Here is a 10,718-nt window from a genome sequence, read left to right on the forward strand (position 1 = left end):
TCGCCGAGTACAGTGTTTCCCAATCGCCATTGCCGGCGCTGTCGTATGAAAGACCGACAGCGCTTTGCCTTACGTCCTTTTTGCAGAGGACAGCCAACCTGACGGCAATACCCTATGGTTGGGCCAGAACAGGACGACACGACCACGTTGATGTCGCCATAGGAGATTCAGATGAGCGCTGCCGTACCCCTGACTGTTGAAGACCGTTTCGCCATCAAGGATTTGCTGGTGCGCTTCGCCTGGGCACTGGACACGGCCGATGCCGATGCCCTGGTGGGGTGCTTTACGCCCGGCGGGGTGATGATCGAGGAGGTGTTCGAGGGCGACCCCGGCGTGTGGGAAGGGGCGGCGGGCCTGCGTCGCCTGGTGGCCTACTACGCGGCGATCCCGAGCTTTGCAGGGCGCCAGCACTATGCGGCCAACACCCTGGTGGAGGGCGGCGATGGCCAGGCCCGGGCCAAGTCCTTCGCCCTGGTGACCGAGTCGCTTAGCGAGGCACCGCATAACGTGCGTTTCTGCGGTTATTACGACGATGAACTGGTGTTCCAGGGCGGCCAGTGGTTGTTCGCCCGGCGTGTCCTGCGTGTTTGGGATGGCGAGGTGCTCAAGCGTTTTCCCGGCTACGAGTCCGCTACGTCCCGTCGCCGTCCCCCGGCGATGAGCCTGGTGCCGGACACCGGGCCGAAGCATCCGCCGCGCTCCGGCCACAAGGATTGAGGAATTTGCCATGCCCCTCTTGAACGGCTTGAGCGCCGCCGACCGTATCGACATTGAAGACCTTTATTCACGCTACGCCTGGGCCCTGGATACCGGGGACGTGGAGGGCTTTGCCGATACCTTCGTGCCGCAGAGTTTGGTCGAGGTCTGCACTTACACGCGTATTCCCAATCGCTACGAGGGCCGTCAGGGTGCCATCGACCTGGCCGAGAGCCTGCGGGTCTGGGATCGTTTTCCCGGGTGCCAGCATTACACGGGTCAGTTGCAGTTGGTGGGCGACGGCCTTGGGCGCTGCGAGGCGCGCTCCTACACGTTCATGACCGATTGCCGTGGCGAGGCGCCTTATCAGATTCGTTTCGTAGGTCGTACCCGTGATCGACTGGTCAGGTGCGCCGGTATCTGGTTGTACGAAGAACGCCTGATCCAGCTTTGGGAAGGCGATGTGTCATCGGGCTTTCCCGCCCCCGGATTCTGAGCCGCAAGCGTGAAATCGCGGCCATTGGTTGTCTTCAGCAAACAAGGAAAACAATAAGATGAAGATTCTCGTCACCGGTGCCTCCGGCCAATTCGGCCGGCGCGCCGCCGAACGGCTGCTTGAAATTCTTGAACCGGGTGAGCTGGTGCTGGTCAGTCGCCGGCCCGAAAGTCTGGCGGACTTTGCCCGACGCGGCGTGGAGGTGCGCGCGGGGGATTTCGACCAGCCGCACAGCCTCGACAGCGCCTTTGCCGGCATCGATCGGCTGCTGCTGATCAGCACCGACAGCGTCGGTGCCAAGCGCCGTCGACAACATGGCAATGCCATTGCTGCACTCAAGCGTACGGGTGTCGGGCACGTTGTCTACACCTCGTTTATCGGCGCGAGCGTCGACAACCCAGCCATCAGCGCGTCGGAGCACGGTGCGACCGAGGCACTGCTGCGGGCGACCGGCATTCCCTGCACCTTTCTGCGTGATAGCCAGTACAGCGAAGCCATCGCCCAGTTCGTGGCGCCGGATGCCTTGCTCACTGGCCGCTGGATGACCGCCACCGGAGAGGGACAGATCGGCCTGGTGTCGCGAGAAGATTGTGTTGCCTGCGCGGTGGCGGTGCTGACTGGCAGCGGCCACGAAAACAAGGTCTACAACCTGACCGGACCGGAGCTGTTGAGCTATCGCCAGTGTGCGCAATTGACTGCCGAGTACGGTGGCAGGCCCGTGGAGTACATCCCCTGCAGTGAAGAACAGAAGTATGCTTTTTTCGATGCGCTGGGCGTGCCCCGCAAGATTGAGGGGGATGGGCCTATCACCGGGCCGATTCCGTGGCCCAGCGAAGAAATGGTCAGTTTTGAACGGGCGTTGCGCGAGGGCTATTTCGCGGTGTTGAGCGACGATGTGAAGACCCTGATCGGCCGGCCACCGATTTCATTACGGCAGATATTCGAACAGTACTCGGCGACGATCCAGGCTGCGGTGGCGGCCCAGTCCGCTGCGCGGTGAACCGATGACTGCCTGTGGCGGGAGTGGGCCAAGTGCTGTTGAATTGAAATAAACCCACCATGTGGGAGATGTGCATACGCCACAGATCCCTTGTGGGAGCGAGCCTGCTCGCGATAGCGGAGTGTCAGTTAACGATGATGTCGACTGACCCAACGCCATCGCGAGCAAGCTCGCTCCCACATTGTTTTAGAGGGGATCTCAGGAATCGTGCGAGCGTTTCATCACTCCGCCAACAACACCGCCGCATCGAAGCCCACCCGCAGGTTGCCCCAATGACGGCCGCCGAAGAAGAACGGTACGTCGATCTCGGTCATGATTTCCCCGGTATCGCGCAGGTAGGTCTGCAGCAGGAAGCGCTGGACGTTGCCTGCCGCGCGCAGGCCGATCGGGTCGTTGAAGATTCGCTTGTTGCGGCACACCGGCAAATCCACCGCCCGGTCGCCGGTCGGCGGCTTCGAGACCCAGCTGTTGTTCACCGGGCAATAGCCCTTGCTGTCGACAATGAACGAAACCTTGCCACCCGGGGTGCTGCGGGTGAGTTTGTCGCATTCCTCCTGGCAGACCTGGGCAAAGCGTTCGGTATAGCTGGCCATGTACTGCTTGGGGTCGGTGCCGGGAATCAACTGGTAATTCTGGTCGAACAGGTTCAGGCCTTCGCCTTGCAGCGCCTCCAAACGAACCTGGAGCGTGTCGCGGCATTCACTGGCGCGGGTGATGGCGGCATCCAGCTTGCCGTGGCCGAGCACGAACCGGCCCAACAGCGCCTGGACCTTTTCGGCCACGCCGGACAGGTCGCGGGTGGCGGTCGCCGAATGCTGCATGCGCTGGTCGATCAGCTGGCTGTCGGCGTGGATCTGGGTGACCCGGTCGTTGATCCCGGTGTTGCTGTCGGCGAACTGCTGGATATGGGTCGCGATGTCCGCCAGCTTGCCGTTGGTGGATTCGAAATCGCCGATCATGCTTTCAAAATGGCCGGAGGCGCGCTCCACCACTTTCTGGGTTTCCCGGGCGCTGTGGCTGATCTGGGTGGTCTGCTCGTGGGTGGAGCTGACTTCATCGAGCATGGCGTCGATGTTGCGTGAGATGTCATCGGTGGCCCGGCTGACGTTTTGTGCCAGGGTTCGCACTTCATCGGCCACCACCGCGAAGCCACGGCCGCTTTCGCCAGCCCGGGCGGCTTCGATGGCGGCATTGAGGGCCAGCAGGTTGGTCTGGGCGGAGATCTGCTGGATCAACCCGACGATTGACTTGATGCTTGAGGAACGCTGGTTCAAGGCGCTCACCAGGGTGGCAAACTCACTGAGGCTGCTGGAGATTTCGCTGATGTTGCCGGTCACTTCCAGCAGCTCGGCGTAGGAGTCGCGGGCCATGCTCAGGTTCTGGGCGGTGGTGCTGGAGATGCCCTGGGTCTGGCGCGAGACTTCTTCGATGCGGCCCACGGCGGTGTTGCTCTGGTCCATCACTTCCTTGGCGAAGCGCGCCTGGTGCGTGGCACTGTCGCTGGAGTCGCTGATGTTCTTCAGCGAGCGGGCCGATTCGACGGCGATGTGCACGGTCAGCGCCTGGACGTTGCTGATGATCTCCCGCTGCTTGGCCAGGAAGCGGTTGCAAGTGCCGGCCAGCACGCGAATCTCGTCGTGAGTCACCAGTGGCAGGTCCTTGGACAGGTCGCCTTCGCCGTTGGCGATCTCTTCCAGGGCCTTGGTCATGACGGTGACGGGGCGCACGATGAGGTGGCGGAAATACCAGACCATGAAGCTGATCATGCCCAACGTCAGAAACGCGCCGAAGAGCAGGGCATGGGTGAGGCTGTCGAGCCGGCCTTCGATCTGCCCCAGCAATGCGCCGTCCAACTGCGCGTTGCGCAACTGCAGCAGGATCTCGGCGCGGGCACTGAGGGCCACCCAGTACAACAAGCCACTGACCAGCACCAACAGGAAAAGGCTCGACAGCTTTTTGGTGAGGGTATCGAAAAACTGCATCTCGATAGACTCGTACAAGGCCTTTAACGTCTGCATGCCGCTGCTCCTGGGCAAAAAAATCTCTCAATGGAATACATTCGACCGCGAGCGCCAAAGCTTTAGGGGCGGATAGGGCTATTTGATATCACTGTTCGCGAAATCTGTGGGAGCGAGCTTGCTCGCGATAGCGGTGGGTCTGTTGCATTGATGTTGGATGTACCGTCGCTATCGCGAGCAAGCTCGCTCCCACAGGGGTTCGGGGGGGATCATCATTTGATACAAAAGATTTACTGGGAATCATTCTCAAAGTATATTTGCTCTCATTAACGTCCCTTCTATGAGTGCGCGTCTTGAAACGTTCCACCTCCCTCGCTAATCGCAACGTCTTTATCAAGTGTGTGTTACCAACGCTGTCCTGCTGTTTCATAGCGAGCCCATTGTGGGCGCAGGACGCTCTCGAACTGCCGGCCACGGACATCCAGGGCAGTCGTGTCACTCAGGACGAGGGCTATACGACGTCGCAAGCCAGCACGGCGAGCAAGAGCGATGTACCGATCAAGGAAGAGGCGCAATCGATCAACGTGGTGACCCAGCAGACCCTGGCCGACTATCAGGTGCGCTCGCTGAGCGACGCGATGAAGTTCGTCAGCGGCGTCAGCCAGGGCAACACCCTGGGCGGCTCGCGGGACTCGCTGGTCAAGCGCGGGTTTGGCACCAACGACGACGGCTCGATCCTGCGCGACGGCGTGCGTTCGAACCTGGGGCGCAACTTCAGCGCCACCACCGAACGGGTCGAAGTGCTCAAGGGCCCGGCCTCGATGCTGTACGGCGCGCTGGAGCCCGGCGGCCTGGTCAACGTCATCAGCAAGAAACCGCAATACACCCAAAGCACCACGTTGAGCGGCTCGGCCTACAGCGAAGGCGGCGGCACCATGGCTCTGGACACCACTGGGCCGCTGGGCGATACCGGCTTGGCTTATCGCTTGATTGCCGAGCGCGGGCATGAGGATTACTGGCGCAACTATGGGGTCAACGAGAGCACGTTGGTGGCGCCGTCGGTGGCTTGGACGGGGGAGCGGGCTTCGTTGAACCTGAGTTATGAATACAACGAATATTCCAATCCGTTTGATCGGGGGACGGTGTTCAGGAATGGGCATCCGGCGGACATCGATTATGACAAGCGCCTGGATGAGCCTTGGGCCAAGAGCGTGGGTATTCGCGAGACGGCCACGGCACGGTTTGAGTATGAGCTGAGCGAGGATTGGAAAACGCGGGTCACCTATGGTTGGAACAATGATCGGTACAGTCTTTCGATTGCGCAGTCCGATGATTTGACGGGAAATGAGTTGAGCAGAAAATCCAACGGTGCTCGATACGATGACGAGACACGTTATGCCAGTTGGGATTTCATGGGTAAGCAGGAGCTGTTCGGTCAGCGCCATGATCTGCTGGTTGGTATCGATAATCAGGTGTCAGATCAGTTTCGTGGCAAGACTTACCGTGGGGACGCAGAAGGAGGGTTCGACATCACCGCACCGGTTTATGGCGGCCTGGCTGAACCCAGTAAGCTGAATGCCAAACAAAGCAACTTGAGCAACAAACTGACTTCCAGTTCGGTGTACCTGAAGGACAACTGGCACCTCGATGATCGCTGGATCCTGGTCTTCGGTGGTCGTTACCAGCATTACGATCAATTCACCACTCAAGGGGTCGTCCAGGGGACGCCGGTTCGCGACGACAATGGCGACGCCTTCGTTCCGTTCCTGGGACTGGTCTATAAAGCCACCGAGACCCTGTCGCTGTACGGCAACTACAGCCGGTCGTTCAAGCCTAATGATGTGGTCGATAAGGATAGTCGTACCTTCCAACCAGAGGAGGGCCGCAGCTATGAGGTCGGCGCCAAGTACGATCCGCTGCCGGGATTGAACATCAACCTCGCTTTGTTCGACATCGTCAAAAAGAACGTAGTCACCACCGTTGACGAAGTCTCGGAAGCCGCCGGCAAGGTCGGCTCCCAAGGCCTGGAACTCGACATCACTGGTCGTCTGGCTGAGCGTTGGGACTTGATCGGCACCTATGCCTACACCCATACAGAAATACTTGATGATCCCAAGGACGAAGGCCATCGCCTCGCCGATGCGCCAAAGCACACCGCCAGCCTATACCTGAGCCACCATCTGAACGTGCCAGCCGAATTCGGTGCCTGGCACGCCGGTGCAGGTGCGCGGTACGTCGGCGAACGCGCCGCCAACAAGGCCAACGACTTCTGGCTCAGCAGCTACACCGTGGCCGACGCCTTCCTGCGCTGGGAGTCTCCGGTACTGGGGCACAAAACCTCGTTGCAGTTGAACGTCGACAACCTGTTCGACAAGCAGTACTACCCGTCCTCCACGGGCAGCGAGTTGCAGGTAAGCGTCGGTGAGCCGCGTACCGCACGGCTGAGCGCCAGTGTGACGTTCTGATCCATCCAGAAGGCAAAATGCCCGGACCTTGAAGTCCGGGCATTTTTTTGGGCGTCACTTTTACATTCAAACCGCTATCGCGAGCAGGCTCGCTCCCACAATGTCCGATGATGTTCAGCTATTTGTTGTCGCACCAGAAACTGAACTCATCCATCCTGAAGTCCGACACGTCAGCTATCGTTAGGCTAAGGCCTGCGTTTTAGCGGTGGGTATAAATTTCCCCTTTTCAGGGCATTCGACGCTGGCTCCCCGCCTGGCTGCACCGATTCGACTCGTTCATGGCATCGACGCCGGAAATGGCAATAAACGTTTCAGTGTCCAAACAGATTTTCGTCGCAAAATCGAAAATAAATTTCGCTTTTTTGTCGTTATGCGACAGTTTTTCCAGCATTGTCTCGATGCACCGCACTTAGGCACAGCCCTTGCTACGACTCCAGGACGAAAGAGCCAGCGAGGGGTATTCGATAAGTAGATAAACAGGGGGGCGCACGTCATCCGGACGCAAAGGCCTGATCAGAGACCCATTGCCTAACGAGGTACTCAGAGAACCAGGGCTCATAAAAAAGGCAAGGCCGTACTGAGTGGAATGACGACGTAATAAGAAATGCCGTGTACGACACGGCTGGGAGTTGGCTATGCCCCACGCTTTTTTTAATGAAATGTATGACGCCAAGGGTGACTGCCGCCCGCATTACCAAGCTTTCTCGCGCTGGCTGGCGGAGACACCGCTTGAGCTGCTTGAGCAACGCCGCCGCGAAGCCGACCTGCTGTTCCACCGAGCCGGTATCACCTTCACCCTCTACGGGGACGAGCAGGGCACCGAGCGGTTGATTCCGTTCGACATCATCCCGCGCAGCATCAAGGCCAGCGAATGGCAGATGGTCGAGCGTGGCTGCATTCAGCGGGTCCAGGCCCTGAACATGTTCCTGGCCGACATCTACCATGGGCAACACATCCTCAAGGAAGGGATCATTCCTGCCGAACAGGTGCTTGCCAACGAGGGTTATCAGATTGCGATGCAGGGCCTGGACCTGCACCGGGGCATTTACGCCCATATCGCCGGTGTCGACCTGGTTCGCGACGGTGACGGCAGCTACTACGTGCTGGAGGACAACCTGCGCACGCCCAGCGGTGTGAGCTACATGCTCGAAGACCGCAAGATGATGATGCGCCTGTTCCCCGAGCTCTTCGCCGCCCAGCGAGTGGCCCCCATCGATCATTACCCGAACCTGCTGCTCGACACGCTCAAGAGCTCAAGCCCCCTCGAGAACCCCACCGCCGTGGTGCTGACCCCGGGGCGCTTCAACAGTGCCTATTTCGAGCACGCGTTCCTGGCCCGTGAAATGGGCGTGGAGCTGGTGGAGGGCGCTGACCTGTTCGTGCGTGACGACCACGTGTACATGCGCACCACCGCCGGCCCACGGCAGGTGGACGTGATTTATCGTCGGCTTGACGATGCCTACCTCGACCCGTTGTCGTTCAACCCCGATTCGATGTTGGGCGTGCCCGGGCTGATCGCCGTGTACCGCGCGGGCAATGTGGTGCTGGCGAACGCGGTCGGCACCGGCGTGGCCGATGACAAGTCGATCTATCCCTACGTCGACGAGATGATTCGCTTCTACCTCACCGAAGAACCGATCCTGAAGAACGTGCCCACCTGGCAGTGTCGCAAGCCTCAGGACCTGTCCCATGTGCTGGCCAACCTGCCGGATCTGGTGGTCAAGGAAACCCAGGGCTCCGGCGGCTACGGCATGCTGGTCGGGCCAGCGGCCACTGCCGCGGAAATCGAGGATTTCCGCGCACGTCTCAAGGCCCGTCCCGAAGCCTATATCGCCCAGCCGACCTTGAGCCTGTCCACGTGTCCGACCTTTGTCGAGAGCGGCATCGCGCCGCGCCACATCGACCTGCGTCCGTTCGTGCTGTCGGGCAAGGAAACGCGCCTGGTGCCCGGCGGGCTGACCCGCGTGGCACTGCGCGAAGGCTCGCTGGTGGTGAACTCGTCCCAGGGCGGTGGCACCAAAGACACTTGGGTAGTGGAGGACTAAGACATGCTTTCAAGAACTGCTTCGGACCTCTATTGGATGTCCCGCTACCTGGAGCGCGCCGAGAACCTGGCGCGCATGCTCGAAGTCAGCTATTCGCTATCGCTGATGCCCCAGGCCGGACGCAGCGATGGCCACGCCGAGCTGGCGATGTCGCTGCTGGCGGCCGGTACGCTGGACGACTACAACGCCCGTTATGACGCGCTCAACACCGAGCGCATGCTGCATTTCTTCGCGCTGGATGAAACCAACCCCGGCAGTATCTATAGCTGCCTGCGGGCCGCGCGGACCAACGCCCATGCCGTGCGCGGGCGCATCACCGCCGACATGTGGGAGAACATCAACGCCACCTGGCTGGAAATGCGCAACATCGCCAGCAACGGCCTGGGGCGCTACGGTATCAGCCATTTCTGCGAGTGGGTCAAAGAGCGTTCGCACCTGTTCCGTGGCGCGACGTCGGGCACCATCATGCGCAACGATGCCTACTGCTTCATTCGCCTGGGCACCTTTATCGAACGGGCCGACAACACGCTGCGCCTGCTGGACGCCCGCTATGAAATGTTCGGCGAGGAATCGGAGGAGGTCAGCGACAACTCGGCCCGTGGTTATTACCAGTGGAGTGCCCTGTTGCGCGCGTTGTCTTCGTTCGAGGCGTTCAACGAGATCTACCGCAATGCGCCGAACGCCGAGCAGGTTTCCGAGATGTTGCTGTTGCGCGCTGACGTCCCGCGCTCGCTGCATGCCTGCATCGAAGAGCTGGATCACATTCTCGCCAGCTTGCCGGGCAACAACGGCCGGCCAGCGCAACGCCTGGCCGCCGAGCTGAATGCGCGCCTGCGTTATTCGGGGATCGATGAGATCCTGGCGTCGGGCCTGCATCAATGGTTGACCGATTTGATTGGGCAGATCCGCCACTTGGGCCAGACCGTCCATGAGTCTTACCTGGAGGTCGTATGAAACTGTCCATCCGCCACGACACCACCTACAGCTACGCCGATGAAGTCTGCACCAGCATCCAGTTCCTGCGCCTGACGCCCCGGGACACTCAGCGCCAGCGCATCCTGGAATGGCACCTGGAACTGCCGCGACTGGTACGCAGCCAGCTTGATCCCTATGGCAACATCTTGCATGTGATGACCATGGACGAGCCCCACGGTGCCTTGGTACTGACAGCTTATGGCGAGGTGGAAATCCATCAGTCCATCGCGATGGAGCCGGACAACCAGTCGCCGTTGCCTTTTTTGCGCAGCAGTCGCCTGACCCAGGCGGATGAAACCCTCAGCGCCTTCGCCGTCGAGCAATGTGCTGGCCGGCGCGATCGTTCAGCCTTGACCGATTTGATGAACGGTTTGGCGGCGCGGATGCCCTACAGCCCCGGCACGACGGCGGTCAACAGCACCGCCGCCGAGGCGTTTGCCGGTGGGACGGGAGTGTGCCAGGACCATACCCACGCGTTCCTGGCCTGCGCCCGCAGCCTGGGCATTCCTGCGCGCTATGTTTCCGGCTATCTGTGCACCGAAGATGAAAGCCACCTGGCGAGCCACGCCTGGGCTGAAGCCTGGCTGGATGATGGCTGGTACAGCTTCGACGTGACCAACCGCCTGACCCTTCCAGACCGCCACTTGAAACTGGCGGTCGGCCTGGATTACCTCGACGCCTGCCCGGTACGCGGCATGCGCCGGGGTGGCGGGGCGGAGCAGATGCAGGCGAGGGTGCAGGTGAGCTCGATGGTGCAGGTGCAGCACCAATAGAGGCAGGCTTTATCGCCAAACCCGCTCCCACATGGAATGGGTGGCGGACACAAGCCTTGTCTCCACCCGAGCCCCCCTGTGGAAGCCCCGGGCCACATGGCTTTGGGACCCCACCGAACTGCCTTTGTGGCGAGGGAGCCCGCTCCCACAGGGTATTGGTGGCGAACATGGAGTTGGTGAACACCCGAGAACTCTGTGGGAGCAAGGCTTGCCCGCGATGGCGGCAGCCCATCCAACATCGATGCAAACTGACCCACCGCTTTCGCGAGCAGGCTCGCTCCCACAGGGTATTGGTGGCGAACATGGAGTT

The 10,718-nt window shown here is 60.6% G+C and carries 8 protein-coding genes; 7 read left to right on the forward strand and 1 reads right to left on the reverse strand.

What is annotated here, in order from left to right:
- Positions 1-171 precede the first annotated feature (171 nt).
- Genes AD662_RS14350 through AD662_RS14360 form a run of 3 tightly spaced genes read left to right on the forward strand, consistent with a single transcriptional unit; the run spans position 172 to position 2,192 of the window.
- Complete coding sequence (locus tag AD662_RS14350; RefSeq protein WP_053188182.1) at positions 172-717, forward strand: nuclear transport factor 2 family protein; 546 nt, start codon at positions 172-174, stop codon at positions 715-717.
- Between the two features lie 10 nt (positions 718-727).
- Positions 728-1,192 (forward strand): nuclear transport factor 2 family protein, encoded by a 465-nt coding sequence (locus tag AD662_RS14355; protein WP_053179631.1) that lies wholly within the window; start codon positions 728-730, stop codon positions 1,190-1,192.
- A 58-nt stretch (positions 1,193-1,250) separates the two neighbouring features.
- Entirely contained in the window at positions 1,251-2,192 is a 942-nt protein-coding gene (locus AD662_RS14360) for an SDR family oxidoreductase (protein WP_053188185.1), read from the forward strand.
- 221 nt (positions 2,193-2,413) lie between these two features.
- On the opposite strand, the gene AD662_RS14365 is transcribed toward AD662_RS14360, so the two are convergent.
- Positions 2,414-4,210, reverse strand: coding sequence for a methyl-accepting chemotaxis protein (locus AD662_RS14365; protein WP_053188188.1), 1,797 nt, complete (start codon positions 4,208-4,210; stop codon positions 2,414-2,416).
- A gap of 293 nt (positions 4,211-4,503) precedes the next feature.
- Here AD662_RS14365 and AD662_RS14370 point away from each other — a divergent pair, with 293 nt between their 5' ends.
- The 4 genes from AD662_RS14370 to AD662_RS14385 all read left to right on the forward strand — a co-directional run bounded on the left by AD662_RS14370 (position 4,504) and on the right by AD662_RS14385 (position 10,408).
- The gene (locus AD662_RS14370) at positions 4,504-6,615 is read left to right on the forward strand and encodes a TonB-dependent siderophore receptor (RefSeq protein ID WP_053188191.1); all 2,112 of its coding nucleotides are present in this window, start codon (positions 4,504-4,506) and stop codon (positions 6,613-6,615) included.
- Between the two features lie 635 nt (positions 6,616-7,250).
- Positions 7,251-8,660 carry a circularly permuted type 2 ATP-grasp protein gene (locus AD662_RS14375; RefSeq protein ID WP_053188194.1) on the forward strand — a complete coding sequence of 470 codons (1,410 nt, stop codon included), beginning with the start codon at positions 7,251-7,253 and terminating at the stop codon, positions 8,658-8,660.
- A 3-nt stretch (positions 8,661-8,663) separates the two neighbouring features.
- Positions 8,664-9,614: an alpha-E domain-containing protein gene (locus AD662_RS14380; protein WP_003201699.1), complete on the forward strand. Its 951-nt coding sequence runs from the start codon at positions 8,664-8,666 to the stop codon at positions 9,612-9,614.
- A complete protein-coding gene (locus tag AD662_RS14385) occupies positions 9,611-10,408 on the forward strand; it encodes a transglutaminase family protein (RefSeq protein ID WP_018607123.1) in 798 nt (265 codons plus the stop codon). The genes AD662_RS14380 and AD662_RS14385 overlap by 4 nt, the downstream gene beginning before the upstream one ends.
- Positions 10,409-10,718 lie beyond the last annotated feature (310 nt).

Origin of the sequence: Pseudomonas kilonensis, assembly GCF_001269885.1 — a bacterium.
Taxonomy (GTDB): Bacteria; Pseudomonadota; Gammaproteobacteria; order Pseudomonadales; family Pseudomonadaceae; genus Aquipseudomonas; species Aquipseudomonas kilonensis.

Excerpts from the sequence above, each read along its gene's own strand:
- AD662_RS14350 (WP_053188182.1), top strand. The coding sequence starts at position 172 with ATGAGCGCTGCCGTACCCCTGACTGTTGAAGACCGTTTCGCCATCAAG.
- AD662_RS14355 (WP_053179631.1), top strand. The coding sequence starts at position 728 with ATGCCCCTCTTGAACGGCTTGAGCGCCGCCGACCGTATCGACATTGAA.
- AD662_RS14360 (WP_053188185.1), top strand. The coding sequence starts at position 1,251 with ATGAAGATTCTCGTCACCGGTGCCTCCGGCCAATTCGGCCGGCGCGCC.
- AD662_RS14365 (WP_053188188.1), bottom strand. The coding sequence starts at position 4,210 with ATGCAGACGTTAAAGGCCTTGTACGAGTCTATCGAGATGCAGTTTTTC.
- AD662_RS14375 (WP_053188194.1), top strand. The coding sequence starts at position 7,251 with ATGCCCCACGCTTTTTTTAATGAAATGTATGACGCCAAGGGTGACTGC.
- AD662_RS14380 (WP_003201699.1), top strand. The coding sequence starts at position 8,664 with ATGCTTTCAAGAACTGCTTCGGACCTCTATTGGATGTCCCGCTACCTG.
- AD662_RS14385 (WP_018607123.1), top strand. The coding sequence starts at position 9,611 with ATGAAACTGTCCATCCGCCACGACACCACCTACAGCTACGCCGATGAA.